At 29.8% G+C, this 26,682-nt stretch carries 26 protein-coding genes and 1 tRNA gene; 16 read left to right on the top strand and 11 right to left on the bottom strand.

Features of this window, described 5'->3' with window-relative positions:
• Nucleotides 1–441 precede the first annotated feature (441 nt).
• The gene (locus ACIQ56_RS03195; RefSeq protein WP_397599634.1) at nucleotides 442–1,653 is read right to left on the bottom strand and encodes an MFS transporter; all 1,212 of its coding nucleotides are present in this window, start codon (nucleotides 1,651–1,653) and stop codon (nucleotides 442–444) included.
• 293 nt (nucleotides 1,654–1,946) lie between these two features.
• Between ACIQ56_RS03195 and ACIQ56_RS03190 the strand changes: the two genes are divergently transcribed.
• Nucleotides 1,947–2,414 (top strand): monooxygenase family protein, encoded by a 468-nt coding sequence (locus tag ACIQ56_RS03190; RefSeq protein WP_397599633.1) that lies wholly within the window; start codon nucleotides 1,947–1,949, stop codon nucleotides 2,412–2,414.
• Between the two features lie 11 nt (nucleotides 2,415–2,425).
• Here ACIQ56_RS03190 and ACIQ56_RS03185 read toward each other — a convergent pair whose 3' ends face one another.
• The 3 genes from ACIQ56_RS03185 to ACIQ56_RS03175 form a co-directional block, all read right to left on the bottom strand.
• The gene (locus ACIQ56_RS03185; RefSeq protein WP_397599632.1) at nucleotides 2,426–3,130 is read right to left on the bottom strand and encodes an NAD(P)H-binding protein; all 705 of its coding nucleotides are present in this window, start codon (nucleotides 3,128–3,130) and stop codon (nucleotides 2,426–2,428) included.
• Nucleotides 3,131–3,199: 69 nt separating this feature from the next.
• Nucleotides 3,200–3,985 (bottom strand): aspartate kinase, encoded by a 786-nt coding sequence (locus ACIQ56_RS03180; RefSeq protein ID WP_397599631.1) that lies wholly within the window; start codon nucleotides 3,983–3,985, stop codon nucleotides 3,200–3,202.
• Between the two features lie 6 nt (nucleotides 3,986–3,991).
• Nucleotides 3,992–4,489 (bottom strand): PleD family two-component system response regulator, encoded by a 498-nt coding sequence (locus ACIQ56_RS03175; protein ID WP_153421339.1) that lies wholly within the window; start codon nucleotides 4,487–4,489, stop codon nucleotides 3,992–3,994.
• Nucleotides 4,490–4,665: 176 nt separating this feature from the next.
• Here ACIQ56_RS03175 and ACIQ56_RS03170 point away from each other — a divergent pair, with 176 nt between their 5' ends.
• The 9 genes from ACIQ56_RS03170 (at nucleotide 4,666) to ACIQ56_RS03130 (ending at nucleotide 12,993) form a co-directional block, all read left to right on the top strand.
• Nucleotides 4,666–5,646, top strand: coding sequence for an ABC transporter ATP-binding protein (locus ACIQ56_RS03170; protein WP_397599630.1), 981 nt, complete (start codon nucleotides 4,666–4,668; stop codon nucleotides 5,644–5,646).
• Nucleotides 5,643–6,371, top strand: a complete 729-nt coding sequence (locus ACIQ56_RS03165) for an ABC transporter permease (RefSeq protein WP_397599629.1) — start codon at nucleotides 5,643–5,645, stop codon at nucleotides 6,369–6,371. The genes ACIQ56_RS03170 and ACIQ56_RS03165 overlap by 4 nt, the downstream gene beginning before the upstream one ends.
• Before the next feature lie 3 nt (nucleotides 6,372–6,374).
• Nucleotides 6,375–8,021 carry a Gldg family protein gene (locus ACIQ56_RS03160; protein ID WP_397599628.1) on the top strand — a complete coding sequence of 549 codons (1,647 nt, stop codon included), beginning with the start codon at nucleotides 6,375–6,377 and terminating at the stop codon, nucleotides 8,019–8,021.
• Entirely contained in the window at nucleotides 8,018–9,472 is a 1,455-nt protein-coding gene (locus tag ACIQ56_RS03155) for a DUF4340 domain-containing protein (protein WP_397599627.1), read from the top strand. The genes ACIQ56_RS03160 and ACIQ56_RS03155 overlap by 4 nt, the downstream gene beginning before the upstream one ends.
• A 6-nt stretch (nucleotides 9,473–9,478) precedes the next feature.
• Nucleotides 9,479–10,141: an NrtR DNA-binding winged helix domain-containing protein gene (locus ACIQ56_RS03150; protein WP_153421334.1), complete on the top strand. Its 663-nt coding sequence runs from the start codon at nucleotides 9,479–9,481 to the stop codon at nucleotides 10,139–10,141.
• A 123-nt stretch (nucleotides 10,142–10,264) separates the two neighbouring features.
• A tRNA-Asn gene (locus ACIQ56_RS03145) sits at nucleotides 10,265–10,339 on the top strand.
• A 262-nt stretch (nucleotides 10,340–10,601) separates the two neighbouring features.
• Nucleotides 10,602–11,762 carry a response regulator gene (locus tag ACIQ56_RS03140; protein WP_397599626.1) on the top strand — a complete coding sequence of 387 codons (1,161 nt, stop codon included), beginning with the start codon at nucleotides 10,602–10,604 and terminating at the stop codon, nucleotides 11,760–11,762.
• A gap of 335 nt (nucleotides 11,763–12,097) precedes the next feature.
• On the top strand, nucleotides 12,098–12,307 hold the full coding sequence (locus ACIQ56_RS03135) for a hypothetical protein (protein ID WP_397599625.1): 210 nt from the start codon (nucleotides 12,098–12,100) through the stop codon (nucleotides 12,305–12,307).
• Nucleotides 12,308–12,453: 146 nt separating this feature from the next.
• Nucleotides 12,454–12,993 (top strand): hypothetical protein, encoded by a 540-nt coding sequence (locus ACIQ56_RS03130; protein ID WP_397599624.1) that lies wholly within the window; start codon nucleotides 12,454–12,456, stop codon nucleotides 12,991–12,993.
• A 60-nt stretch (nucleotides 12,994–13,053) separates the two neighbouring features.
• Here the strand turns inward: ACIQ56_RS03130 and ACIQ56_RS03125 are convergent, their stop codons facing one another.
• Nucleotides 13,054–14,217 (bottom strand): Mrp/NBP35 family ATP-binding protein, encoded by a 1,164-nt coding sequence (locus ACIQ56_RS03125; protein WP_397599623.1) that lies wholly within the window; start codon nucleotides 14,215–14,217, stop codon nucleotides 13,054–13,056.
• A 3-nt stretch (nucleotides 14,218–14,220) separates the two neighbouring features.
• The gene (locus ACIQ56_RS03120; protein ID WP_397599622.1) at nucleotides 14,221–14,445 is read right to left on the bottom strand and encodes a NifU family protein; all 225 of its coding nucleotides are present in this window, start codon (nucleotides 14,443–14,445) and stop codon (nucleotides 14,221–14,223) included.
• Between the two features lie 142 nt (nucleotides 14,446–14,587).
• Here ACIQ56_RS03120 and ACIQ56_RS03115 point away from each other — a divergent pair, with 142 nt between their 5' ends.
• Nucleotides 14,588–16,027, top strand: coding sequence for a hypothetical protein (locus ACIQ56_RS03115; RefSeq protein WP_397599621.1), 1,440 nt, complete (start codon nucleotides 14,588–14,590; stop codon nucleotides 16,025–16,027).
• A gap of 1 nt (nucleotide 16,028) precedes the next feature.
• Here the strand turns inward: ACIQ56_RS03115 and ACIQ56_RS03110 are convergent, their stop codons facing one another.
• The 3 genes from ACIQ56_RS03110 to eno are packed head-to-tail and all read right to left on the bottom strand — an operon-like array spanning nucleotide 16,029 to nucleotide 18,838.
• Nucleotides 16,029–17,219: an ATP-binding protein gene (locus ACIQ56_RS03110; protein ID WP_397599620.1), complete on the bottom strand. Its 1,191-nt coding sequence runs from the start codon at nucleotides 17,217–17,219 to the stop codon at nucleotides 16,029–16,031.
• Between the two features lie 9 nt (nucleotides 17,220–17,228).
• Entirely contained in the window at nucleotides 17,229–17,498 is a 270-nt protein-coding gene (locus tag ACIQ56_RS03105; RefSeq protein ID WP_397599619.1) for a hypothetical protein, read from the bottom strand.
• A gap of 59 nt (nucleotides 17,499–17,557) precedes the next feature.
• Complete coding sequence (eno, locus tag ACIQ56_RS03100) at nucleotides 17,558–18,838, bottom strand: phosphopyruvate hydratase (RefSeq protein ID WP_397599618.1); 1,281 nt, start codon at nucleotides 18,836–18,838, stop codon at nucleotides 17,558–17,560.
• Nucleotides 18,839–19,140: 302 nt separating this feature from the next.
• On the opposite strand from eno, the gene ACIQ56_RS03095 reads away from it, so the two are divergent.
• Nucleotides 19,141–19,497 carry an HU family DNA-binding protein gene (locus ACIQ56_RS03095; protein WP_153421324.1) on the top strand — a complete coding sequence of 119 codons (357 nt, stop codon included), beginning with the start codon at nucleotides 19,141–19,143 and terminating at the stop codon, nucleotides 19,495–19,497.
• A gap of 50 nt (nucleotides 19,498–19,547) precedes the next feature.
• Here ACIQ56_RS03095 and ACIQ56_RS03090 read toward each other — a convergent pair whose 3' ends face one another.
• Entirely contained in the window at nucleotides 19,548–19,877 is a 330-nt protein-coding gene (locus ACIQ56_RS03090; RefSeq protein WP_397599617.1) for a branched-chain amino acid transporter permease, read from the bottom strand.
• The gene (locus ACIQ56_RS03085) at nucleotides 19,867–20,547 is read right to left on the bottom strand and encodes an AzlC family ABC transporter permease (RefSeq protein WP_397599616.1); all 681 of its coding nucleotides are present in this window, start codon (nucleotides 20,545–20,547) and stop codon (nucleotides 19,867–19,869) included. The genes ACIQ56_RS03090 and ACIQ56_RS03085 overlap by 11 nt, the downstream gene beginning before the upstream one ends.
• Nucleotides 20,548–21,238: 691 nt before the next feature.
• Here ACIQ56_RS03085 and ACIQ56_RS03080 point away from each other — a divergent pair.
• The 4 genes from ACIQ56_RS03080 (at nucleotide 21,239) to ACIQ56_RS03065 (ending at nucleotide 26,468) form a co-directional block, all read left to right on the top strand.
• Nucleotides 21,239–22,432, top strand: coding sequence for a M13 family metallopeptidase N-terminal domain-containing protein (locus ACIQ56_RS03080; protein ID WP_397599615.1), 1,194 nt, complete (start codon nucleotides 21,239–21,241; stop codon nucleotides 22,430–22,432).
• Nucleotides 22,433–22,492: 60 nt separating this feature from the next.
• Nucleotides 22,493–23,242 carry a M13-type metalloendopeptidase gene (locus tag ACIQ56_RS03075; RefSeq protein ID WP_397599614.1) on the top strand — a complete coding sequence of 250 codons (750 nt, stop codon included), beginning with the start codon at nucleotides 22,493–22,495 and terminating at the stop codon, nucleotides 23,240–23,242.
• Between the two features lie 219 nt (nucleotides 23,243–23,461).
• Complete coding sequence (locus ACIQ56_RS03070; RefSeq protein ID WP_397599613.1) at nucleotides 23,462–25,468, top strand: M13 family metallopeptidase; 2,007 nt, start codon at nucleotides 23,462–23,464, stop codon at nucleotides 25,466–25,468.
• A 469-nt stretch (nucleotides 25,469–25,937) separates the two neighbouring features.
• Nucleotides 25,938–26,468 carry an acyltransferase family protein gene (locus tag ACIQ56_RS03065; RefSeq protein ID WP_397599612.1) on the top strand — a complete coding sequence of 177 codons (531 nt, stop codon included), beginning with the start codon at nucleotides 25,938–25,940 and terminating at the stop codon, nucleotides 26,466–26,468.
• Nucleotides 26,469–26,682: the final 214 nt, after the last annotated feature.

Raw genomic sequence — 26,682 nt, 5'->3', positions numbered from 1 at the left:
AATTATCTTGATACTATCAACAAAATCAAAAACCACTCTCTATAAAAAATTTAATACCATTCATTGTGTTTGTAAAATGCACTTATTGGGAGGACACATTGTTCTTCTGATGAATGATTAAGAATTCCTTGATCGATTCTAGACTCATTTACTTTGGAAAAGGCACTCGGGAAAATATAAAAAGATACTAATGATAAATTTATAATATTTTTTTTCACAAAAATTTCTCCTTTATAATATTTTTAAAATTAAGGGGCGAAAAAAATTAAATTTAAATAAAAATTAGTTATTCTATTTTTAAAATAAAGAAAAATTTTGTTAAATTTATATACTAATGATAAATATTTAACTCAATGTAATGGATTTTAAATTAAATAGTTTTAATTTGCAATATTTTTTTTGAAATTTTGTTAAAAAATAAAATTCATAGTAAATAAAATTTTATTTTCTATTTAAAGATATTCTTTTTTTGAAAAAATAAGAAAGAAAAATAATATATAATAAAGACATTAAAACCCCAAAAAGTCCAAATGAAATATTATTTCGATTCTGATAAACGAAAGACATGGATTGAGTTCCTATTGCTGTTACAATCATTAATATTGAGCTTTTAATGGCTGCAACCGTTCCCAGGCCGACAGAGCTTGAGAATAAAACAATTCTATATAATGGTGCACTGATAATGGCAGCGCCAAATGTGTATATAGAATAAGATAAAATTAAATAAAAGAAATTTTCTCCATAAATAAAAGGTAAAATAAAACTTAAAATCAATCCTAAGATTGAAAAAAAACTTCCAAATAGTATGATTTTCTTTAAAGAAACGCTTTCAACATACTTCTGTAAAAGAATAAGTCCAATCACATATGATCCAAATATAGGAATTTGATAAATTCCGTATTCTATATTTGTAACTTTTGACTTTTCAAATAAAATAATGGGTGCAATCGAGACCCAAGCATAAAAAGGCAATTCAATGAAGCCATATGCAAATGTCCCTGCCATGAAATGCTTATTTTTAAATAATTTAATATAATTATCTTTCATTTCTTTAAAAAAGTTTTTCGAATTATAATTTCTTGAAACATTTTTACTATCTTTAGGAAAATAAATATAAAGCCCAATTAACGAGATTAATGCAATAATACCAATATTGATATTTATTGTTCTCCAATGAAAATAACTTATGTAAATACTTCCAATAAAGGGCCCTATTACGGGAACTAAACATGAAATTGTTGTCATAAAAGAAGTGATTTTTACTGCTTTTTTTTCGTCAAATTTTTCTTGAACGATAGCATAACCAATCACCCCAATAAAACCAGCTCCCATACCTTGGAAAAACCGAGTAAATAAAAATTGTCCAATAGAATTCGTAAATCCATTTAAAATACATGAAGTAACAAATAATATGACTCCAGATAAAATATAGTTTCTTCTTCCATGGCGATCGGATAAAGGTCCTAAAATTAAAGGCAGCAAGGCCCCACCTAAGATAAAGGCACTAAGACCGCTTGGTACGAAGGATTCGCTGACTGAAAAATCTTTAACAACATTTATCATGGCAGGCATAATCATATCATCCGCAAGATAAACACAAATTTCAAAAATGATTAGGAATGTGACAAAAAGGTTCGCATGTTTTTTAAGCATAAAATCTCTTTTTTAGGGATAATAATATAAATGATATAATAAAATTTAGGTTAATGATATTTAGATATAAAATTCATTTTATGAAGAACTTAATAAGGATAGTTTATGTAATAATTCCATAAAATTTCGAAGAGTTTAAAAATTTTCATTAAAGACACCATTAATAATTATTTTAAGTTATGTTATATATTATATAACGTAGAAGTATAAATTTTATAATATATAAAGTCAAATAAGATTTTTTTAAGAAAATATGAATTAATATCACATTATAACTATAATAAGGAGATAAAATGACATCTAGAAAAACTTCTAAAATTGAAGAACCAATTGCTTTATTTTTAGTAGGTGTTCAATGTCGTTCTTTAAAATCAATTTGGAAATTACCATTTATTTCAAGAAAAATGTCAAAACTTCAAAATGAGTTAAATATGAATAAAGAATCTGGTTTATTGTGGGGTGAAAACTTTATATCTTTTAAACCATTTACAACTCTTTTCTTATCCTATTGGAAATCAATAGAACATATAAATGAATTTGCAAATAATTCTAAATATTCACATAAAGAAACATGGATTCAATATATGCGGAAATATTATAAAGATAAAAATATTGGTATTTGGCATGAAACTTATGAAATTAATCCCAATAAAGTTGAAAATATATATGTCGGTATGTCTCCATTTGGATTAGGAGCTGTTGGTCAACTTTCTGAAATATCTCATGCAACAGAAAATTTTAATAAAAGGTTAAATAAATAGAATTTTTAAATTTAATTATCTTTTTTTTCACTTTCATTAAATTTTAAACTGTCTCCTTCTAATATCATTCCTGGTAATGATCTATCAAAATTTAGAGAATGATAAACCATGGTTTGAGCAACTTGTTTTGCTTCAATAGGTGCATATTTGCTAAATGAAAATTCTTCACTAAAATTGAGTTTTTTAAAAAAATTATCCACTTTATTTAAAACGAGGCCACCAATTGTTTCTGCAATTCTAAGTTCTTTTCTTTTACCTAATAAAATACTTGGCCTTACTATTATATAATGAATTAAACTCTTTGTAATTGCCTTTTCAACTTCGGATTTAGCTGTTAAATAATAACCTCTTGGATTTGAAACGCCAATGCTAGAAGTAAAAACAAAAAGAGCATTTGGTGAATTTTTTTTAAGATAATCTAAAAATTTAATAGGATAATCTTTATCTACTTTAATAAAACTTTCAAATGACTTTGCCTTTCTTATTGTTGTTCCTAAACAACAGATAAAAATATGGCATGGAATTTCGCTTCCAATTTTTTTATATTCGTTTTCATCATCAAAATTAAATAAAACTTCATTTATGGATGAAAATTTAGTTTCTTCGTCTTTTTTTCTCACTAAACTTGTTACTGTAATGTCTTTTTTTTCGGAAAGAATGGAAAGAATGTTAGTTCCAAGTAAGCCACTACCGCCTACCATTATAATATTTTTCATGTATATTCACCCCATTCAATCAAAATTTTTTAAATTTATCTTTAAAAAAATATTTAAGATCTTAACATATCAATCTTCATAAGAAATGCTTTTTTTAGATCTTACCGTGTCTTGAATAATTGTGCCAAGGTCTTCTTCTAAAAATCTTGAAAAAGGAAGAACTTTTAAAGGCAATGAATTTTTTTCCGCAAGGCGAACGCATCTTGAATGCAAAACCTGAGCGCCTTTATCCATGATTTCAAATGCCTCTTTATAGCTGAGTTCCTTTAGTAAATGTGCATCTTGATAAATTTTTGGATCTTTGTCGTATATACCAAAAACATCTTTAAAGAACTCTACTTTTTCAGCTTCTAAAGAAACAGCTAAGGCAACCGCAGTGGTATCCGAACCGCCGCGACCTAAAGTGGTAATTTCTCCGTCTAAGCTCATTCCTTGAAACCCAGCTACAATGACAACTTTACCATTATTCAAATGAGGAATTAGGCGATGAGGCTTCACATTTACTATTTTTGCATTAGCATGATCATTTGTCGTTAAGATGCCTGACTGACTTCCTGTAAAACTAAGAGCCTCTGTTCCTTTAGCTGCTAATGCCATTGCTAAAAGAGCGATGCTAATTCTTTCACCTACAGAAAGTAACATGTCCAATTCTCTACGAGGAGGGTTCGGGTTTACTTTATTAGCAAGTGAAATCAATTCATCTGTTGTATCACCCATTGCACTGACAACAACGATTACTTTATTATATTTTTTTTTACGATGAAGAATAATATCTGCGATAGAAGAGAAAGCTTCGGGGGAACTTACAGAAGCCCCCCCAAATTTTAAAACGATTGCATTTTTATTGCTGTCCATTGTTCCCTAACTCGATTTTAGTAATAATTGGCTCACCATTTTTTGAATAGCTTCAACTTCAAATGGTTTTGTGATGTATTCATCACAACCTGCGTCGAAACCTTTACGAATATCCTCTTCTGTTTTATTGCCAGAAACAAATGCTACAGGCAAATTTTTTAACAGAGGATGTGACTTTAATAAGGCACACAACTCATAACCATCAACCCATGGCAATTGAATATCTAATAAAATAAGATCTAATTTTGTATCTTCTATAATTTTGGAAAGTTCCATTGCATCTTTTGCTATGAGAACTCTATAATTTTCTTTTTCAAAAATTCTTTTTATTGCGTTTCTCATAACGGGTTCGTCATCAACAACAAGGATTGTTTTTGCTTCTGGTCTTCTTGAAGCGGCTCTATATGCATCTAAATTAACAATATGTTCATGTGCCATCGCTTTACGATTGAGCTCTGCAACCCTTTTAGCAAAGGTCTGATCCCCAAATTTTCTTTTGCGCATGGCTACTGGCCTTTCTATACAAATTCAATTCTAAGTCGATTTTTAATCGGATTCGTTACTGATTGTCTTGAATTTGCTAATATTCTTCTTACACTTTAAGATATTGGCAATTTGACGGTGCAATTTTGCCGTATATCGCATTTTGAATCCAATATAGGGCGTTTGAGGAGGCCAAAATGATTGAGGTAACAGGACTTGTTAAGCTTTTTGGGGATCGAAAAATATTACATAGTTTAAATTTTTCTGTTGGATCGGGACGTATTTGTGGATTTTTAGGTCCCAATGGATCTGGTAAATCAACAACAATGGACATTTTAGCAGGATTACTTGGACCCAGTGCAGGAACTGTAAAAATTTGTGGTTTTGATGTTGTTCAACAATCAAAAGAAGTAAAGGAACAAGTTGGATATTTACCAGATAATCCTCCACTATATAAAGAAATGAAAGTAAAAGATTTTGTAACTTATGTTGCTAAATTACGTGGAATTTCTTTTAAAGTTCGTTCAAGCGAAGTTGATCGTGTAATTGAAGAATGTGATGTAACTGATGTATCTAATAGAATTATTGGGAATCTTTCTAAAGGTTATCGCCAACGTGTTGCTTTGTGTGCAGCACTTGTACATAGACCCAATGTTTTAATTTTAGATGAACCAACAGAAGGACTCGATCCTAATCAAATTTTACATATTCGAACATTAATTAAAAAACTTGCAAAAGAAAGAACAGTTATTTTAAGTTCACACATTTTATCTGAAGTGCAAGCGACATGTGATGAAGTGGTAATTATCAATCAAGGGCATATTGCTGCTAAAACTTCAATTCAAAATGACTCCTCAAAACCATTATATTATTTGTATACTTTTGCATCTAAAGCAGAAAATGCATTGCATTGGTTTCAACAAAGAAATTATGTTCGTTCTGCTAAACCTTTATCACAAAAAATGAATTCAATATTAGTTGAGTTTGGAAATGAATTTTGGAGTGAAAGTAACAATGAAAGCATTGCTAATGTTACAGAACAAATTGTCCATGAAAATTTTCCTTTAATTGGTATCGAAGAAAAAAAAGAAGGTTTAGAAGAATTATTTTTTGAAGTAATTCGTTCTCAACCAGGACATCATCAAATTCAAATTTCGCCTACAGGAGAACTTTTATGAGTGCAGCATTTTATATTGCTGAAAGGGATTTTAAAGGTTTTTTTGGTACTCCACTTGGATGGATAGCCGCATGTATCATTTTTCTTATTTCAGGCGTCGTGTTTTTTATCATTGTAAATCTTTTATTAATACGTGGGCAATCAATTGATCCTGTAGCAGATATTTTTGGACAAGTTCTCGGGTTTTTAAATTATATTAATATATTTATTATTCCCGCTTTTACTATGAGAGCAATTAGTGAAGATCTTGGAAACGGAACATATCGATTGCATTCCGCAGCTCCTATATCTACTTGGGAAATCGTAGCGGGTAAATTTTTAGGAATTATGTTTTATTTTGGGACTATTATTACTTTAATGTTAATTTATCCACTTTATACCTTTATTTTTACTCAGCCCGATTTAAAAGTATTGATAACAGGTTGGCTTGGATTGATTTTAAATAGTGCGGCTATTATTTCAATTGGTTTATTTATAAGTTCATTAACTAAAAATCCAGTTTTGAGTTATTTAGGTTCCACTTTTTTTATTCTGATTTTTATATTGTCTGGTTTTATTACAGGAATTCCTGATTGGTATAGAAAAAGCGTAAATTTATTAGAGCTTAGTTCTGATTTCACTAGGGGATTAATAAAAACCGGATCGCTTGCAACTTATTTTGCAATTATTCTGGTCTTTTTATTACTTTGTCGTTTTGTTATGGAAAGCAAAAAGTGGAGATTATAAATCATGAAAAAGCATAAACTAGAATTTTCAATTGGGGCTATATTTGTTGCTTTAATTGTGCTATTAATGTGGCAATATTTATATGTTATTTCAAAACCATTGCCTATTATTTTAATTTCCTTGTCAGGACTTATTATTTTATATCTTATTTCTCCTTTTGGTGAAAAAAATAAAGAGCATGAGGTTTATGCACCCAAGTATTTTGCTCAAGCGGTAATATCAAGTGTTATTGGTGTTGGAATTATTATAATGGGTGCTGTTGTTTTAAATAAAAATAATTTTTCAAAAACATTTGATTTAACAACAAATAAAATAAATTCGCTTAGTGATGAATCCTATAAATTTTTAGATTCTTTATCAAAACCTGTAGAAATTATTTGCATTCCTTCGGTGAATCCTACAGATAATTATTGTGATAATAGCACAGATTTAATAAATATATTTGCAAAACGATCTAAATATATCACAAATGTTGGCGCTTTAAATTTATCAGATAAAGCCATGCTACAAAAAATTCAGCCATCGGGATATGCACGATTGATTTTATTAACAGACTCTAACAAAAGTGAACTTGATGGTGCTATTACTGAAAGTAGATTAACAAATGCAATTATAAATTTAGTTCGATTTAAGAAAGTTGTTTATTTCTTGTCTGGAAGTGGAGAGCCTTCCATTAATTCAGAAGGAAATATTGAGAAAAACTATTCAGATATTGTTTCTTCACTTCGTTCTAAAGTTTATGAAGTAAAAGAGTGGAATATTAAGCAAGGTAATTTACCTGTTGAAGCAAGAGTTTTGATTGCTGGTGATAATAATATTGCCTATTCAGAGCAGGTTCAAGGTATCTTACAAACGTTTATTGCGAATGGAGGTCGTCTTGTTCTTATTGTAAATCCGTATCGTGAACAAGGATTAGACAAACTTTATTCTATGTTAAATATTAAACTAGATCCTACTTTGTTAACTTTAAATATAAATACACCAATTGGGCAACAAATTCTAAAACAAAATTTATCGCGTCCTCCTGTAATTGGAAGTAACTTTAATATGGAATCTCCTATAACAAGGGTGGTAGCTCAAGTTTATGGTGTTCAAGGAGTTATGCCTGTTGATGGTGCTCGCCCAATATCAATAATAAATTCGAATAATAATTCTTCAATTAAAACAAATTCAACTGTTCTTATTTCTGCTTATAGTGCAGCACCTATTACTTTAACTCCAGAAGCAAGAAATAGAATAGACCTAAATTCTCCTTTTCAGTTAGCACCTGATATAGGTTTTGATGCAAATAAAGCGTGGCCTTTAGCGGTTGATGTAGAGGTAACAGGAATTTCAAATTTTGCTTTAGATAAAGTAGCAACTAAGGTTACTGATCCTGCTAAAGATAAATCAGAAGTTGTTATTTATGGTTTTAGTATTGTAGGGCCATATTCAAAAGCGGTTCCGATTAGCGAAGAACTTCTTCCTATAACTGTTGCACATTTGTATCAGGATCAAGAATTAGTCTCCATTCCTGCAAAAGATTTTACGCCAAAGCAATTTAATTTAACTCGTAACCCCTCAGCTTGGCTGTTACTTTTTGCTGGGTTTTTACCAATATCGACTGCATTGGCCGGCTTCTTTATTTGGATGAGAAGGAGATCTGCATGAAGTTCTCAACGAAGGTAGCATTGGGTCTTTTTACTATAGCGGGTCTTACAGCTATTTATTATGGTGACAACTATTATACTCAAAAAAAAGAAGAGCGCACGAAAGAAGCTTCTTATGCTATTTACTTTGAGACAAAAGATGTCTTAAGTTTTAAAATAAAAAATAAAAATGGAACTTTTAATTTTGTTAGAAGCACAAATGAAGATCCATGGAAACTTATTGCTCCTGTTGAGTTATCCGCTGATCAAGATGCAGCAAATAATATTCTTACCGCTGTTCAACAACTTAAAACTCAGCAAGAAATCGCTAATACAGAAAATTTAATATCTACAAATGATCAAAAATTATTAGCACCCTATGGATTGGAAAATCCAAATGCATCAATTACAATAGAAAATAAATCCCATAAAGAGTTTGTATTATATTTAGGGAGTGGCTTAGAACTTGGTAATAAAATAAGTGGAATTGTTGCTCCTTCGTCTATTTATGCAAAAAATCCGGCAAAAAATAAATTATTAGTTGTAGATAGTAGTTTTGCCGAATTGATATCTAATAAAATATTAGCAGACTTCCGGACTAAGAGAGTTTCTGATTTTAAAGGGAATACAGTCAATAATATAAATATAAAATATAATGGAGAAATCATTACAGTTGTTAAAGAAAATAATTCATGGAAAGTAATAGAACCAACAGCTTGGCCTGGTGATGCTAATTTTATTTCTGATTATTTGTCACGTTATCAAGGTTTGCTTGCGCAAAAAATTTATGAACGTTCAGAAGTGAATGATAATTTAATTGAGAAATTAAATTTAAAAAACCCAATTGCAACAGTCACATTTGCGGAATCTCCTGGACATATCTTACAAACATTTAAATTAGGTATTACGAAAGAGGGAATTTACACTTTTATTAAAGACGGTGCTATTGCAAAGATAAATTTAGAGCTATGGCCAGAACTAGTCCCTAAAGAGAAATATTTTAAAAATCGTTCAGTAATGTTAAATGTATCTTTAGATAATATTTCAAAAATAATTTTATCAAATTCTCTTTCCTTTGTAAAAAAAGACAATAATTGGTATAAAGTTTCTTCTACAACACAGCAGCCTTCTGTCTCTGAAACTCCAAATCAAGATGCTTTTTCCTTTTTTTCAAATTGGGAATTTATGACAGCAGATGACATGATATTGAATCCTACCAACGATCAATTAAATAGTTTTGGAATCACGAAACCACTCAAAGTTTTTTCATTTGAATTTAATGAATCTTCTAATTCGAAGCCTATAAAAATAATTATTGGCAATAGGGTTCCAAAAAATGAAAAAAATGTGTATTTAAAAAGATCTGATTCACCCACTGTTTACATCGTAGAAGCTGGGTGGCTCTCTCTACTTGCCCAGCTCTATTCAGTTGGTGATCCTTCAAATACATCAGTTAAAAAACAGATGGAGTGACCTTTCTTGAAAACAGAACTTTTTTTGATACCTATTGCCGCTGTTAGCGACAGTCTTCGTGTTTTAGTTACCAAAGATCCTATGAGTGAAAGACAGACTTTTCCAAGTATTTCTCTTAAGCAAGATCTGCATTTGCATGGTGGAACGCGTCGTATTTTAAGTGATCTTCTTTCAAGTTCCCATTTGGCCGATTTAGAAACTTGGTTTAACTCAGCTCGTTGTAAAGATCGTATTGTTGATGTCTATGATCGAGATCTTCTTTTTGAACAAGTTCAAAGCATAGCGATTGTTCGTGCGATTGCTCTTCCTCAGGAGTTTTCTGCAAATGCAAAAGGGATTTGGCTTGATGCAGAAAATCTTTTTTCCCAGGACTCTATTTTAGCGCCAGATAGCAGGCTTTTTTTAAGAGAATGTCTCAATCAAGTGCCTTTGTGGGTAAAAAATACAACTTTTACTTTTGAGCTTTTGTCTCAGGTTTTTTCTATCCAAGATCTTCGTTTGCTTGTAGGCATGCTTTCCAATCAAGAAATTGATCCTGGAAACTTTCACCGTCGTTTAAAACGGCTCGATATTTTACGCCCCCTTGTGACAGGCCAGCAACGTGTTCATAAATGGGAGTTTGCATGGGAAAAGAGCGATATTCTTGGGGCTGAAGGGCTTATCCCTTAAATATAAGGCAATTTCTTGTTTAAAATATAGCATAACGAGCTGACGAAAAAAAAGTATAAAATTTTTTTCAAATCGACTTGACCTCTCTTCATTGATTATGTAGACACACTTTCACAAAGAAGTTCCTCAGTAGCTCAGTGGTAGAGCAAGTGACTGTTAATCACTTGGTCGGGTGTTCAATCCACCCCTGGGGAGCCATTTGTATCACCGCCTCACTTTAAACTTTCCTTTATTTAGTAAAAAGCACTACTTAAAAATTTAAGAAATTATAAAAGAGAACATAAATTTCTTTTGCTCAGTTAGAGCATTTCATTTCATTTTGGAAGGTTCTTTTTGCCTCTGTCATTAAACTGCTTATAACTCCCTTTTTAGTCTCTTAAGACCCCTTATTTCAAGTTTATAATCCTTAATGGAAAGATCTGAGTCTTTTTGAAATGGAAAGGCATTCCTGGGAGAATAAATGAAAAAAATTTTAATTGCAGATGCGAGTAAAGCCAGTTTAGTGATGACAAGCGAGGTTTTTAAGGATCACTATCCAGGAGTTCAAGTTCTTGTCGCTAGAACCTCGGCAGAGGCTCTAGAGATAGCAAAAAATAATGAGGGCGTAGATGCTTATGTGATTGATTACGACTTGCCCGATGCCGATGGGGCTCAAACTGCGGCTCGTCTAAAAAAGCTTTATAGCACCCCTGTTCTTATCACTGCATTTGATCGTCCTGAAGTGTCTTCTTCCATTGAAACAACGCTAAAACAGTATCCTGACTGCCAAAGCTGGTTAAAAAAACCAGTAAACCCTGAAGTGGTTATTGCTGTTGTCCAAAGGTTTTGTGATGGTAAAATTAGAACGCAAAAAAGAATTTCCTGTAATTTACCTGTATTTGCAGAAATCATTTTAGAAAATGAAAGCTTGGAGGCTTATCAGCAAATAATAACTCCACATAAATTAAAAAAAGAGGCTTCCAAGGCATTGGATAAAAAGCCTGCAAAAGGTACTAAAGTCGTAAAGAAAATAGCTGCTAAAAAAGAGATACAAAAGTCGATTCCTATTTATTTTTGTGGAGTTGTTGAGGATTGTTCTTTAAGTGGTGTTAAACTGAAACCAAGTAAGAACAATAAAACAGGTTTAACGGATTGGAATCATTTATTAGCAAGCATGGAATTTATATCTTCAGGAAGCTCTGTTATTTTGAAATTGCCATCTCCATCAGATATTGAGAATGGTAAAATGGTTGAAATGACTAAGGTTGTTTTTGTTTCAAGTGAAATGGAAAATGAAAACGATTTGCTTTCAGAAGATTCTCCAAAGAAAAAAGCAACAGGGAAGTCGGTAGGCTCTGAAGCTCCAAAAAGTAAAACTTCACAAAAAAATGCTCCTGCATTATCTACATTATCTTCTGTAACAAAGAAAAAAATGACAGAAAAAGAACTGGGAGATAGAATTCAATCGATGACTGGAAAAGTTGCGTGGACAAGCTCGGAGTCAGGGGAGTGGTGTCTTGGCGTTGAATTTGAAAGCCCTAGTTTGTCTAAAAGGCTTTTTGAAGCCATACTTTCTTTTCAGTTAAAACAGCAGAAAAATATTACAAATCAGTCGGTGATGAAGACATCCAGAGCGGGATAAATATTTTTTTCATAGCATTGAACCTCTTAATATAGAATAATTAAGACATATATCCTTTTTTGTCAAATTTAGGTAATTTCATAATTAAAAAAATAAATAATTTGTAGTCCATTTGTTTTGTTTTTTTTTATTTAAAAAATTTTTTAAATAATTATGTAACTATCCTTTTTAGATATTAGATAAATAATTTAATAAATGACAAAAATTTTAATTGAAATTTAATTATTTCATGCTAATTTAGTGTTTTATTTTGTCAATAATTTTATTTATTTTTTATAAATATAGATAATTACACAAAAAATGATAGTTTTCCTTAACTCTGCAAAGAAGATAAGATGACGATAATTAACTATATTTGGATAGGTCAACCTTCCTCAGAAAGGTACTCTTTAGAGGCAAAAAATCATGATGTAAGTGGTGTGATAAAAATGCTTAATTTATTACAAAAAAATAAAATACATTCTGCAGTTTATTTTTGGTGTTTAGATGAATATGAAAATTTTTATACTTTTATACTTTTGTATTTAAGAAATATCAGTTTGTAAAAGTAAAAGGAATTAAAAAATATTTAAATACAAAGCTTTTATGTTTACGTGCATCAAAAGCATTAAAAATTATTGACTCATTACTTTTTGAAGCAAAGTTAGACTATTCGAACAGGGTTAAATATTATATTACAATAAAAGATTTAATGTCATTATGTGTTACATACTATAAAGGTGGCTATACAATTGATACTAATGTATTTCCTACGGAGAAATTTGTAGGAAATTTTCCAGAATATCGGAATTTTAAAATAGTAAATATAAAATCTTTAGGTAACTCAGGGCATAATTATAGCGAATTGTACAAATTTAATTATTTTAGAAAAACAAAAATAGTTACTGATGTAATGTATGCACAAAAATACAATTCTTTACCACCTAATAATTTAAAAAAATGGGTGGATGATAATCAAGAATGTTGGCTTATGTACAGCCCGAAGCAACATTCATCTGTAGATTGTGCATTAAATGCATATCTTTCCTTATTTAATCTTAAAACAATCAAAACAAATTATACTCATTTAATAATATCAGCTATTATGACTGGTGTTTATTCAATAAATAATTCAATTGAAATTAATAAAAGTACAACATTTACAGTAAATATATCGATTATTAATGAAATTGCAAGTTTAGTAGTTGATGAGCTTAATCTTGAAAAGATTTATTATGGAACACATAAATAAAATAATGAAAACGCTTTTATCACCCCAATTAACTAGAGTGATAAAAACAAAAGCTAAATATTATTTTTTTAAATTTTCTAAAGAAACAGCATTTTTAACTACTTTTTCTGCAATTTCTGCAAATCGAATACGAACTTGATTATTTTGTTTTGTAGTTAATGGAGAACCTAAATCTCCTGCTTCACGAATTTCGGAGATAAGAGGAATGTGACCAAGAAGTGGTACTTCAAATTTTCCTGAAATTCTTTCTGCTCCACCTGATCCAAAAATATGAGATTCTGTTCCACAGGATGGGCAGGTAAAGGTAGACATGTTTTCAACGACACCAATAATGGGGACATCTGTCTTACGGAACATAGCAATTCCTTTTACAGCATCAAGGAGAGCTACGTTTTGTGGAGTTGTTACAATTACAGCTCCTGTTATTGGAATGCTTTGAACAAGAGTTAACTGAGCATCACCCGTTCCTGGAGGCAAATCGATAATTAAAAAGTCTAAATTTCCCCAGTCGACATCCCAAAAAAACTGTTGAAGTGCCTTCATTATCATGGGGCCGCGCCAAATCACCGCCGTTTCTTCAGGGGCAAAAAAGCCAAAAGACATTACTTTCAATCCATGAGCTTCTGGTGGAATGATTTTATTGTTTTCATTTACAAGGGGATCTTGATGTAAATTGAGCATAGTGGGAACGCTAGGTCCATAAATATCGGCATCTAAAATACCAACTTTGTAACCTTGGTTATGTAATCCGATCGCTAAATTTACACTTACAGTACTTTTTCCTACCCCGCCTTTACCGCTTGCCACAGCAATGATTCTTTTTACTCCCTGGATAGGTTTTTTTCCTGATGGAGGTTTTATATCTGGGGTGGGTTTTGAAGCTGAATTTTGAGGATTATGGCTGTGATTTGCTTGATTTTCATTTGGCTTTGATGTCTGAGAAGATGGTGCGGATTTTTCTTTTCTTTCAAAGTAGATTGAAAAATCACTTTCATTCGTTTCTTCTTTTAATTGGTTACGGATAAATGTTTCTATTTCGGTTTTCGCTGATAAATTAAGTCCATCGGAATAAAAGCGAATTTTTAATTTTCCTGAATCGTTTTCAATGGAATGAACTCGATCTTTCCAAAAAAAATGACCCAGCTGATTTAAGATAGAAGAACTTAAGGCGTGTTCTAAATTTTGAACCGCCTCTAAACTGATTTCATTTGATTTTATTGTCATTTTTTACCAGACCTGCTCTATGCCCTTAACTTCAGGGATTTTGTCCATAAGCATTTTTTCAACACCTTGATACAAAGTCATAGCGCTAGAAGGGCAGTGAGAACAAGCCCCTACAAGTCTAACTTTCACAATTCCGTCTTCTACGTCAATGAGTTCAATGTCTCCCCCATCGGATTGAAGAGCGGGACGAATTTGTTGTTCAATAATTTCTTGAATTTTTGCAATCATTTAAAAAAACCTTTCTAAAAGAGGCCAACCTTGCATGGTTGAAGATTGTTTCTGTATAAGCATAGTATCTGAACTTACTCGGTCAAGGGGGCTTGATAGAGTATTTTGAGTAACATCATATATTATTGTGGGATAAATCAATTTGTTTTTTATAAATCATTATTATTTAAAGAGAATATTTAAGTTACGGAAAACGTTCAAAAATGCAATTTTTGCAGCATTTTTAGCTACTCAATTCTCTTCGGCTTCTGCAGAGGAAAGTTTTGAATTATCAGAACGTTGGCGGTTGCTGTATGGTGGTGTATTAAAAGGGAATTTCAGAACTGCCGGTGAAAACCTTCAAATAAATCATATTCCAAACCAAAACTTAGACAATCAGGCTTCAAGCTCTGCAGCATTTAATACGGATGATATTTCATTGAGGCTGGGTTTAGATCTAAAAAACACCCTTTCTTTGCATACAAGAGTGGACTATAATTGGCAAAAAAAGTTTCATTATGATCTCTATCCAAAAAGTTATTCAGAAAGAGAATTTCAATTAAGAGATTTCTATTTAAATATTTCTTTAGATAATAATGGAAATTCTATTTGGTTTGGAAAAAGAACATTTGAATTTGATAATATTTATTTATTTCAAGAATCAAATCCATTTAATCAAATTGAACTTCAAGGAATGGGCTTTGAAACAAAAGTTTTTCAAGTATCTTTTTCTGTAAATAAGGAATCCGTTTATACAACTGCGAAAGATAAAAATGGCAATCAAATTAATGATTCTAACGGGAAAGCATCTTTATATCAAAATGATGACTGGGTTGGAACAGCGTTTCTTTCTGGTAAATTTTTATTATCAGAAGGAAAAATATTTCAACCCATTGTTTCTTTAAGAGCATATCAAAGTTTTCCAAAGTCAAGCTCTGAAGGCGTAAATAAAGATAAAGTAACAATCTCTTCTTCATTAATTGTTGGTGGAATTTTTTCTAGACCCCTGTCTGATGGTCTAAAAGGAACAACAACGGTCTGGCTTGCTTCCTTACCTGCAGATAAAGACGCACAACCAGAAAGTACAACGATAAAATCAGCTTATTATGGGGAAGGGAGAATACCTCCAAATTATCCTCAGAATACGATTGGTTTTGCAGATTCTTCTGAATATTTTATAAATAAATATGGAGGAATTCTTACAGGAATTATTTTATTAAATAATACTTATGCTTCTGAATTACCATTATTACATATATCAGATAATGGTAAATATTTGGAGTCAGACGGAAAAAGCACATCAAGAACAACAAATCGCATTAGTTTAGGTTTGCAACCTGTTCTTTATTTACCAAATAGTTTTCAATTAGGTCTAGATCTAAATTATAATTACGTAACAAAAAAATTATTATTAAATGATGCAAACTCTTATGTTATAACCCCAATCTTAAAATATTCGTTTGATGGAGAATTAAAAACAAATAAATATATTTTTATGAGTGCCAGTTATGGAGTATATGACTGGAAAATAAAAACGTTTTCAGATGGGTCGCAAACAGACACTTTGTTAACAACACAAGCAGGAATTCAGTTTGTGTTTTAAATTAATTGTTTTTAGATGAATATAATTCTAAAAAACTTTTTCCAATATATTTTCTATAGCTAGGGAGTCCGGTGAAATCGATAAAATCGGACACTTCATAAATTCTTTCATACATTCGTGCGCCAATTCTTTCTAATAAAGAAACATTCCAAAAAGACTCATGAACAGGAGCATTTCCTTGACTGGCGTTTACTTTACCTTCACGCCAAAAATCATTTACCTCTTTATTTATGGTTCTTGGAATATCTTTATCGTCATATTTATAATTAGGTGGTAAATAGTTTGTCGTTAAAATAGTTATTTTTCTAGCGTTATATCTTGAATTTATAAGGTCATCTAGTTTTTCAAGTTGCCATTCATTTTCATTTCGACCTTTTCCTAGTTCATCGATAATAAGAATGTCGACTTCTCTGAGTTCTTTTAAAATGGATTCACCAGATCGTTTTTGTTCATATTCAGCTTTAATTTGATTTAGTAAAAATTGAAAATCTACAAATTTTCCAGAAAATCCAAAATCAATAATAGCCATTTTTAAGGCAGAAACTGCTAATAATGTTTTTCCTGATCCTACTGGTCCAAATAGGGTAATAAAATATTTTTGATTTCTACTAAAGTTACTTAAAGAACTAGAAGCAACTTGTGTACAGAAATTAACAATTTTTCTAATGTTTTCATTTAATTTTTTTGACTGATTTTCATTTAAGTGATCATCTTTTAGTGAAGCAATATCTGCTTCCATATACTTACTGGGAATATCAGCTTTATTTAATAAAGTAACAAGTCTTTCTGTATGAGTACAAGAACAAGAATTTGGGCAAATTTCCTCTGTTTCATGTTCAAACTCACCTTCATTAGTTTCAAACAAATGGACTTTTGAAAGAACTCTATGTCCTGTTCCTTCACATAAAGCGCAATGCAAACGAGGATTACAAGCAGGACAAACAGCAAAACGCAAACCATTTTGAGTTCGTTCTATATAAATGGGCTCGGCTGGCTCATTGTCTTCAATTTCTTCGTTATCTATTTCTTCGGAATCATCAAAGGAATGGGAATATTCATTTTTTCCACACCGACAGGAGTGAGCTTGATTTTTTATAGGAGAAGAATCATTCTCTTCTTGCTCTTGTTCTCTTAATTCAGCTAAATTTTGTAATGAAATAAAAATTTCTTCAAAAGAACGATTTGCACTCATGTTATTCCCCTAAGTTTCATTTGCCTTTATTAGAATAGAACGAACTCTTCGAGATAGAGGTAAAAAGGAATTTGGAAAGTGTTTTGATCTTTGTTTGCAATCTTCAGCATACTCAATAATTATTTGTGCGATAAATTCAGGTTTAATTCCTGAATCCTCCCAAGATTTTAAAATATCCAAATCAGCAGATGATAAGGACATTCCTCTTCCGCGTAATTCAAGAAATAAATGAACTAACATGGAATACTCAAAATCCTCATCAGCAGGTAAAGAAGTCATATAAAAAGTTTTCTTTAAAGAATACAAATTTAATTTAAAAAATGAGAGAGTCGTATGAATTAAATACGACGTCCCATTCTCCAAGCAAAGCTTGCTGTGTTTCCAAGTTCTTCTTCAATACGAATGAGTTGGTTGTATTTTGCAATACGATCCGTACGTGAAGCACTTCCTGTTTTAATTTGTCCTGAGTTTGTAGCAACAGCAAGATCGGCTATAAAGGAGTCTTCCGTTTCTCCACTTCTGTGAGAAATAATTGTTGTATAGCCATTCACCTTAGCGAGTTCAATAGCTTTTAATGTTTCTGTTACAGTTCCAATTTGATTTAATTTAATAAGAATAGAATTTGCGATTCCTTTATCAATCCCTTTTGCAAGCAATTTTGGATTTGTAACAAATAGGTCATCACCGACAAGTTGAATTTTCTTGCCAAGTCTATCCGTTAATAATTTCCAGCCTTCCCAATCATTTTCATCGAGGCCGTCTTCAATGCTCACAATAGGGTATTTATTGCAAAGATCTTCATACATATCTACCATTTCAGCGGAAGATTTTTTAACTCCTTCGCCTTCTAAATTGTATTTTCCATCTTTGAAAAAAGAACTAGCAGCGACATCAAGAGCAAAACTAATTTGCGTACCAATTTTGTATCCTGATTTTTCAATTGCTAATTTTAATAACTGAAGAGCTTGTTCATTGCTATTTAAATTAGGTGCGAATCCTCCTTCATCACCAACAGTTGTCGCTAATTTTTTTTCAGTTAAAACTTTTTTTAGATTATGAAAAATTTCGACACCAGCTCTTAATGAATCAGAGAAATTATGAAAACCATGTGGGACTAACATAAATTCTTGAAAATCGATATTATTGTCTGCATGAGCGCCACCGTTAATAACATTCATAAGTGGAACTGGTAATGTTTTTGCGAAAGTGCCGCCTAAATAACGGAATAATTGTAGACCAGATTCTTCTGCAGCAGCTTTTGCGCATGCCATAGATACAGCTAAAATTGCATTTGCCCCAAATTTAGATTTATTTTCAGTGCCATCTGCTTCAATAAGCAAATCATCAATAGCTGCTTGTTCTGAAACATCGATCACACCTTCTAATAAGGGAGCTATGTGTTCATTGATATTTTCTATAGCTTTTAAAACACTTTTTCCTTGATAATATGATTTATCACCATCACGAAGTTCACAAGCTTCATGTTCGCCTGTACTTGCTCCAGATGGTACGGAAGCGCGTCCTACATAGCCTTCTGTTGTTAAAACTTCAACTTCAACAGTAGGATTTCCTCTAGAATCTAAAATTTGACGAGCGCGAATAGCGTCGATTAGTGACATAAGTACTCCTTTTTTTGATAAAAAAATGGGCAACACTGCTCCCCTACTTTCCAAACTGTTATGCTACAAATTCTATTCCTCATCAATAGATCAACAAATTCAGATAAGGTAATGCCGATTATACGCTAGCTTTATTACAATTTTTTAGGTGGGCTATTGACTTGTACAATGATTTCCTTATATTTAAGTAACAGGAGCATGCAGAACTTCCATTTTAAAAAAAAACAAGCGTCAATTTTGACGATTAAAATGGTCTAAGCATTTGGCTCTTGTTCTTTTTTCTCATAAAGGAGGCGTACCCTATGGCTAAGCCAGAGACAGTTTCTACTAGTCAAATGATTGCGAATGTTGCAGCTAAATTCGATCAACTTCCTAAGAAAATAACGAAAGAAGTGATCGCCGATTTTCTAAATACAGTTGAAAGTGAAGTTGCTTCTGGCAAGAAACTTCGCATCGATAAAATTGGAATTTTACAAGTTAAAGAGCGCGCTCCTCGTATGGGTCGCAATCCACAAACTGGCGAAGAAATTAAAATCCCAGCTTCTAAAAAAATTGCATTCCGTGCAGCGAAGTCTCTAAAAGAGCAAGTAACAGGCTCACGTTCTCCATCCAAAGCAAAAAAAGCAGCAGCAGCAACTTTGGCTAAAAAGAAAAAGTAATATTTTTTTCTTTTAAAATTTAAAAGCAAGCTAGAAATAACTTGCTTTTTTTATAAATAATTTAAAACAAAGTAATAAACAGTTGTTCCAAGAATCATGCTAACTAAAACTGATCTTATCGTGCAATAGAAAAACACCGAAGAAGCGCACGCTATCCAGCCATTAATTAGGTAGTTTGGATCAAACTCTTTTAGTGAGTCAATCGAATGGATTGTCAAAATAGCCATTAAACAAACTGGAAGATGTGAACCTGTTTTTTTTATAAGTTCATTCTTTATATTTTGGAAAAAAATAAAAGGAACAACTCTTGTAAGATATGTTACTAAACTCATAATGATTATTGCTGAAAGGATATAAGTTTGATACCTATCAAATGACATCTTTTTCCTCGGTATTGTCGCTTAAAAATATCCAAAAATAGATAATAAAAAAACTTGTAAGCATACTAAAAAATAACATTTCTTGAACTCCAATAAATTTAAAGAAAATATAAGTAAGAATTCCTGTTGAAAGTGAATAAATATCCTTATTTGCTTTAAATGAATCTACTGTTAAAATCGCAAAAAGAGCAACAAGTGAAAAGAATAAAAAATTTATATCAAATCCAGATATTTCTTTATGAAGAAATATTCCAATAAATGTCCCAATAATCCAGTAAATATGGCAAAGAATAACAATTGTAGCTTCGTATTTTCTATTATTAATTTTATTTTTTGAACTTATAATTGAAAAACATTCATCTGTTAAACCAAAAATAAGATATCCTTTTAATATTTTATTAACTTTAAATTTATCTAAAAAAGCAATACCATAAAATATATGCCTTAAATTCACTAAAAATGTTGCAATAGCAATACTAAAAAGTGAACCATGTGCCGCCAAAATAGGTATTGCAATAAATTGAGAAAACCCGGCATAAACCATGGCACTCATTAGAATTCCATAAAACCAATGTACATTTAAACTTTGGAAAAGAATGCCGAAGGCAGCTCCAAGTAACAAATATCCAAAAGCTGTTGGTTTACTATCTTTTAACGCTTCAATTATCATTTCATATTCCTAATAAAAAAACTAATTTTTATTATTATATAAATAAAATGAATTTTTACTGATATAAATAAAAAGAAAAGTTTGTTTTAATTCAAATATTGAAATTTTTTTTTAAAAAATGATAGCATATTTTTGCAGCCTTTCTAAAAAACATTAAAAATATCGGAATTGTTAAATATTCCAAATTTTAATACCCTTAAATTGTTTGTTATAATAAGTCAATTATTTTATTATAAAAATTATTATCATATTATACATAATAAATTTAAGCATATCATATTTGATTTAATGCTAATTTATGAAAAAATAATGTAATAAGGCATAAAAAAAATATTTTAATAATTTTATAATTAAAAAAAAGATATCATTTTTTTCCTATTAATATTTAAGACATTTTTTATTTATATTGCTAACCAAAAATTAAAAAAATAAACGATAGATTTCCAATGTATTATTAAATAAAAAAGTTTAATTCGAAATTGACTTTATAGCAATAATTATTGATTAAAATTATGGCAATTGTTAATTATAGAATCAATTTACCAAAAAGTCGATTTAAGGTTACCAAAAATTTTATAATTGAATAAATAGAGATAATAACTATATTAAATATTTAAACAAAAAAATTGACTTTTTAAATTTTTATTCATAATAATGATCAGAATCAAAAATTTAATTAATAGGAAATATTATGTCATATAATTTAAAAAAAATATGCGTTACTGCGTTTTTTAGTTCATTATTATCGGCTTTTTCTGCCTATGCCGAAGATTTTCCAACAATACCAGATGCTGATTTTGTAGTGCCTGATAAAAGAGAATTTCAATTAAATAATTCAATTTCACCATGTCATAATTTTTTTAACTATACGTGCTCAAAAGAAATTGAAAAATTTAAATTACCAGAGAGTAAAAGTAGATATGTATTTAGCTTTAATGATTCAGCTGAAAGAATTAAAAAATTAAGATTAAAATATATTAATTCTATATTAAATAAACCAAACTTAAATGCAAGAAATAAAATGATAAAAAACTTCTATTTATCATGTTCTAATGAAAATTCAAGAAAAAATGAAGAGTTTAATTTAATAAATAATTATAAAAATGAAATAGTGAATTTAAATAGAGAGAAGTTATTAGAAAAATTTGCACTTGAATCCTTATCAGGAAATCCAAATTTAATAAGTATAGATGAAGATGAAAATATTCATAATCCAAAAATTAAAGATATTCAATTTTCATATTCCCTTCCTTTAAAAGTGAAAGACTATTATAATAATCAGCAAATGATGAATGACTATAATGATCTAATTAAGAAATTTTTTGATATGATTAATATAAATGATTCAGACAGTAAATCTAATTTTATAGTCCACTTTCAAAAAGAAATTGCTAGTGTTTACCCATCTAAAGCTGAAATGAGAGAATTAAGCACCAGAGATAATTCAATACAAAGGAAATATTTGTTATTTATATATCCGCAGTTAAATTTTAAAACTATGCTTGATAGAATTCCTGAAGATGTTAATATTAATGTCATTACAAAAGATGCTTTTAGTAAAATGAATACAAAATTACAAAACGCATCTCTTGCAGAACTCCAAGCTTTAGCTTTATGGAATCGTTTTTCGAAAGGTGATATTAAATATTCGTATCCTGATTTTTATTCCCAGTTTAAAGACTTCAAGAGCAAATATAATGGTTTATCTAAAGCAGAAGAACCTCAAGATATGCAATGCACACAAGAAACCGTAAATGCGATAGAAAGAAATCTTGATATAGAAGTGGTAAATGCTTATTATAATACTTTTCCTTCGCAGCGTGTAAAAAATATTGTAAATCAAGTTCAAAAAACAACTCTAAATAATATTCAAAAAAATACATAGTTATCACAAGAAGCAAAACATAAAGCAGAATTAAAAATACAAAAAATTAGATTTCAACTTGTGAAACCAGAGCACATTGATGACTGGGATTTAAAAGATGAAATCAATTTAAATAAAGATACTTTTATTAACAATAAAAGATCAATTGCTGAAAATGATTTCAAGAAAATGCTTCATGAAATTGAGTATCCAGTGAATGATTTAAAATGGCAAATGTCTCCATTAACAGTAAATGCTTATTATAATCCAACAGCAAATCAATTTGTAATGCCATTAGGGATATTACAACCTCCGTTTTTTGATGAAACGAAATCAGATATTGTTAATTATGGTTCTGTAGGAATGGTTGTTGCTCATGAAATTGGTCATTCTATAGATGATCAAGGGTCAAAATATGATGAAACAGGAAAACTAAATCCTTGGATGAATGATTCTGATTTAAACACATTTAAGCAGAAAACTCAAAAAATAATTACTGTGTTTGCTAGAGATGGAATTGATGGTAAATTAACATTAGGTGAAAATATTGCAGATTTTGTAGGACTACAAAATGCATTTCAATCGGCATTTCCTAATAATACATCCAATATAGACAAGCAAAAAGAATTTTTTGTTCAGTATGCTAAAACATGGTGTGGAGTTATTCAACCCAAAAATAGAGAGTTTTTAATTAAAACAGACCCTCATTCCCCTATCGATCTCAGAGTGAATGATCAAATGAAACTATCAAAGAAATTTGAAGAAACATTTTCTTGTTCTCAAGGAGATGCTATGACACTACCTGATAATGAAAGAATAACTCTTTGGTGATTATAATTTTATCCTCTGTTTCGTAAAAGGTATGATTTAATGTCATACCTTTTTATTTTTATAAATTATCAATATATATGATTTTATTGCTTAATGTCAATTTATTAAAATATTGTGCTTCATAATTAAATTTGTAAATAATTTAAAAACTTGATACTGTGAGTTTCTTTTTTTCATTCAATATGGAAAAATGTAATATTTCATTTAATAGGATTCAGAATGACAATTAAAATAAAAACCTTATTTACTTCCATTATAGCAATTGCGTGTTTTTCAAATAATAATTCTTTTTCAAGCGAAATACCAACAATTCCAGATGATTTATTTGTTGTTCCTGAAAAACGCGATTTTCAATTAAATAAAAGCATATCACCCTGTAATAATTTTTTTGATTATGTTTGTACAAATGAAATTAAAGATTTTAAATTACCAGAAAGTAAAAACCGTTATGTTTTCAGTTTCAATGATGCCTCTGAAAGAATAAAAAAACAACGTTTTGATTATATTAACTCTCTTTTAAATGACTCAAATTTATCTTCACAAAATGCAATGATAAAAAACTATTATTCTTCATGTATGAATGAAAAATCAAGAAAATCAGAAGAGTTATTATTAATTGATGAATATAAAAAAGAAATATTGAATTTATCAAAAGAAAAATTATTAGAAAAATTTGCTCTGGAATCTTTAACTGGAAATTCAAATTTAATAAGTATTAATGAGTTTAATAATAGAAATAATCCAAAAATAAAAGATATATTATTTTATTATAATCTTCGTTTTGGTTCGAAGGATTACTATTTTGATGATAATCTTATGAAAGATTATCAAGATAATATGAAGCAATTTTTTAATCTTATTTCTATGCCTGAATTAAAAAATAATACTTCTTTTATAATAAATTATGAAAAATCAATTGCTAAAGTTTATCCTTCAAAAGCTGAATTTAGAACTATATTTACAAGTGATAATTCCATAAAAAAAGAAAAACTGTTATCTGAATATCCAAATCTTTATTTTAAAACAATGTTAAGTAAAATTCCTAAAAATATCAATCTTAATTTAGTAACCAATGATGTTGTAAAACAAATAAACTTAAGTTTCCAAAAAGCTTCTTTAAAAGAATTACAGGCTTTAGCTATTTGGAATCGATTTTCAATGCAAGACATTAAATATTCTTATCCTGATTTGTATAAAAAAGATAAAGATTTTCATAATAAATACTTTGGGTCTTCTAAAATTGAAGAGTCCCTTGAATTACAATGTACTGTTGATACTGGTCTAATATTGGAAAGAAATTTAGATATTGAAGTTTTAAATAAATATTATAAAAATTTCCCGGAACAAAGAGTAAAGAGTATCGTTCATCAAATTCAAAAAACGACTTTAGAAAATGTCGAGAAAAATACTTGGCTCTCTAAAGAAGCTAAATTAAAAGCAGAATTAAAAATTAAAAAAATTCGTTTTCAATTGGTCAAACCAGATAATATTGAAGATTGGGATTTAATAGATATTACCGAATTAAAGCCAGATACTTTTATAAAAAATAAAAGAAAAATAGCGAATAATGAATTTAATAAAATGCTCAAAGAAATAGAGTTACCAGTAAATGATTTAAAATGGCAAATGTCACCTTTAACAGTTAATGCTTATTATAACCCTACTGCAAATCAATTTGTTATGCCACTTGGTATATTACAAGCTCCTTTTTTTGATGAGACAAAATCAGATATCATTAACTTTGGTTCTGTTGGTATGGTTGTTGCCCACGAAATAGGTCATTCCATTGATGATCAGGGCTCAAAATATGATGAATTAGGAAAATTAAATCCTTGGATGAATAAAGAAGATCTAAAAATATTCAATAAAAAAACTTTTAAAATAATAAATCTTTTTACTAAAGATGGAGTTGATGGAAAACTTACTTTAGGAGAAAATATTGCAGATTTTGTTGGAGTAAAAAATGCTTTTCAATCCGCTTTTCCTAATAAAAAATCGGAAAATATAGAAGAGCAAAAAGAATTTTTTATTCAATTTGCTAAAGTTTGGTGTGGTGTATTACAGCCAAAAGTAAGAGAATATTTTATTAAAAACGACCCTCATTCTCCAATTGATTTAAGGGTAAATAATCAAATGAAATTAACAGAAAAGTTTGAAGAAACTTTTTCTTGTAAAAAAGGAGATCCTATGACTCTGCCAAATGAGGAAAGAATCACCCTTTGGTAATTTACTAAAAATTATTGAAGTTTAAAAAATTGACTATTATGTTATAGAATAATATTGATTTAGTGTTTAAATAAAATTTAAAAGTGAGAATTTTATGAGCACTAAATTAAAAAAATTATTTCTAATTATAATTTTACCTTTAATTGTTTTATCTTGTAATAAAAATCCCGATTCTTTTCATTATGAAAATCAAAAAAAAAGTTATTCAAATAGATACAATAAAATTTATAGATTCCTAGTTTGAAAATTACTTTGCATAAGCCCTGTGCAATACAGAGTTCTTTGACTTGTTCAAAAGTTAAAAAATCTTTATAGAAGGAAAAACTATTATCATTTTCTATTGTATTTCAAGCTCTTGGCTTCGCAATATGAAATACTAAGAGAGTATATAGTTATCTGTCTGTGCATTTAGCAAAGCTGTTTGGAGTCTCATTTTTTTAAAAACTACCAACTTAAGGAATTGCATCAAATGAATAATATAAAACCAAAACTTACTCATCCTAAATATCGAACAGATATTGATGGATTACGTGGAATCTCAATTTTAACTGTAGTTGCTTTTCATGCTTCATCCTTTTGGTTTAAAGGTGGTTTTATTGGGGTAGATATTTTCTTTGTTATTTCTGGCTTTTTAATTTCTACAATTATTTTTAGCAGCTTACAACAAAATAATTTTAGCTTCATTGAATTCTATTCTCGTCGGATTAAACGAATTTTCCCTGCACTTCTTCTAGTTTTAATAGCCGTTTATGCATTTGGATGGTTTGCATTGTTTGCTCACGAATACAAACAATTAGGAAAACATATTTTTGCAGGCGCAAGTTTTGTCTCAAACTTCATTCTGTGGAATGAGAGTGGTTATTTTGACGATGTAGCATGGTCCAAACCTCTTCTACACCTTTGGTCTCTTGGTATTGAGGAACAATTCTATATTATGTGGCCGCTACTAGTTTGGGCAGCCTGGAAAAAAAATTTAATCTTCTATCAATCACAATATTAATTATAGTAACCTCCTTTACTCTAAATATTATAAACATCCGATCAGATTCTGTTGCTACGTTTTATTCACCTCAAACACGAATTTGGGAGTAAAGTGATTCCTTTTGGTGGACAATATGCTATGAACTTAGGCGTTCATATAGAAGGGTTGTCCAATGTTAAAGAAGAAATCAGTTAAAAGTCAATATTCTCTTGAGTTTAAAAATCAAGTTCTA

This window comes from Silvanigrella sp. (genome assembly GCF_044369315.1).
Taxonomy (GTDB): domain Bacteria; phylum Bdellovibrionota_B; class Oligoflexia; order Silvanigrellales; family Silvanigrellaceae; genus Silvanigrella.
This window is presented reverse-complemented; position numbering and strand designations above follow the sequence as displayed.

What these genes read in the sequence shown, in the direction of transcription:
- ACIQ56_RS03195 (WP_397599634.1), bottom strand. Translation starts at nt 1,653, where the DNA reads ATGCTTAAAAAACATGCGAACCTTTTTGTCACATTCCTAATCATTTTT.
- ACIQ56_RS03190 (WP_397599633.1), top strand. Translation starts at nt 1,947, where the DNA reads ATGACATCTAGAAAAACTTCTAAAATTGAAGAACCAATTGCTTTATTT.
- ACIQ56_RS03185 (WP_397599632.1), bottom strand. Translation starts at nt 3,130, where the DNA reads ATGAAAAATATTATAATGGTAGGCGGTAGTGGCTTACTTGGAACTAAC.
- ACIQ56_RS03180 (WP_397599631.1), bottom strand. Translation starts at nt 3,985, where the DNA reads ATGGACAGCAATAAAAATGCAATCGTTTTAAAATTTGGGGGGGCTTCT.
- ACIQ56_RS03175 (WP_153421339.1), bottom strand. Translation starts at nt 4,489, where the DNA reads ATGCGCAAAAGAAAATTTGGGGATCAGACCTTTGCTAAAAGGGTTGCA.
- ACIQ56_RS03170 (WP_397599630.1), top strand. Translation starts at nt 4,666, where the DNA reads ATGATTGAGGTAACAGGACTTGTTAAGCTTTTTGGGGATCGAAAAATA.
- ACIQ56_RS03165 (WP_397599629.1), top strand. Translation starts at nt 5,643, where the DNA reads ATGAGTGCAGCATTTTATATTGCTGAAAGGGATTTTAAAGGTTTTTTT.
- ACIQ56_RS03160 (WP_397599628.1), top strand. Translation starts at nt 6,375, where the DNA reads ATGAAAAAGCATAAACTAGAATTTTCAATTGGGGCTATATTTGTTGCT.
- ACIQ56_RS03155 (WP_397599627.1), top strand. Translation starts at nt 8,018, where the DNA reads ATGAAGTTCTCAACGAAGGTAGCATTGGGTCTTTTTACTATAGCGGGT.
- ACIQ56_RS03140 (WP_397599626.1), top strand. Translation starts at nt 10,602, where the DNA reads ATGAAAAAAATTTTAATTGCAGATGCGAGTAAAGCCAGTTTAGTGATG.
- ACIQ56_RS03135 (WP_397599625.1), top strand. Translation starts at nt 12,098, where the DNA reads ATGACGATAATTAACTATATTTGGATAGGTCAACCTTCCTCAGAAAGG.
- ACIQ56_RS03130 (WP_397599624.1), top strand. Translation starts at nt 12,454, where the DNA reads ATGTCATTATGTGTTACATACTATAAAGGTGGCTATACAATTGATACT.
- ACIQ56_RS03125 (WP_397599623.1), bottom strand. Translation starts at nt 14,217, where the DNA reads ATGACAATAAAATCAAATGAAATCAGTTTAGAGGCGGTTCAAAATTTA.
- ACIQ56_RS03120 (WP_397599622.1), bottom strand. Translation starts at nt 14,445, where the DNA reads ATGATTGCAAAAATTCAAGAAATTATTGAACAACAAATTCGTCCCGCT.
- ACIQ56_RS03110 (WP_397599620.1), bottom strand. Translation starts at nt 17,219, where the DNA reads ATGAGTGCAAATCGTTCTTTTGAAGAAATTTTTATTTCATTACAAAAT.
- ACIQ56_RS03105 (WP_397599619.1), bottom strand. Translation starts at nt 17,498, where the DNA reads ATGACTTCTTTACCTGCTGATGAGGATTTTGAGTATTCCATGTTAGTT.
- eno (WP_397599618.1), bottom strand. Translation starts at nt 18,838, where the DNA reads ATGTCACTAATCGACGCTATTCGCGCTCGTCAAATTTTAGATTCTAGA.
- ACIQ56_RS03095 (WP_153421324.1), top strand. Translation starts at nt 19,141, where the DNA reads ATGGCTAAGCCAGAGACAGTTTCTACTAGTCAAATGATTGCGAATGTT.
- ACIQ56_RS03090 (WP_397599617.1), bottom strand. Translation starts at nt 19,877, where the DNA reads ATGTCATTTGATAGGTATCAAACTTATATCCTTTCAGCAATAATCATT.
- ACIQ56_RS03085 (WP_397599616.1), bottom strand. Translation starts at nt 20,547, where the DNA reads ATGATAATTGAAGCGTTAAAAGATAGTAAACCAACAGCTTTTGGATAT.
- ACIQ56_RS03080 (WP_397599615.1), top strand. Translation starts at nt 21,239, where the DNA reads ATGTCATATAATTTAAAAAAAATATGCGTTACTGCGTTTTTTAGTTCA.
- ACIQ56_RS03070 (WP_397599613.1), top strand. Translation starts at nt 23,462, where the DNA reads ATGACAATTAAAATAAAAACCTTATTTACTTCCATTATAGCAATTGCG.
- ACIQ56_RS03065 (WP_397599612.1), top strand. Translation starts at nt 25,938, where the DNA reads ATGAATAATATAAAACCAAAACTTACTCATCCTAAATATCGAACAGAT.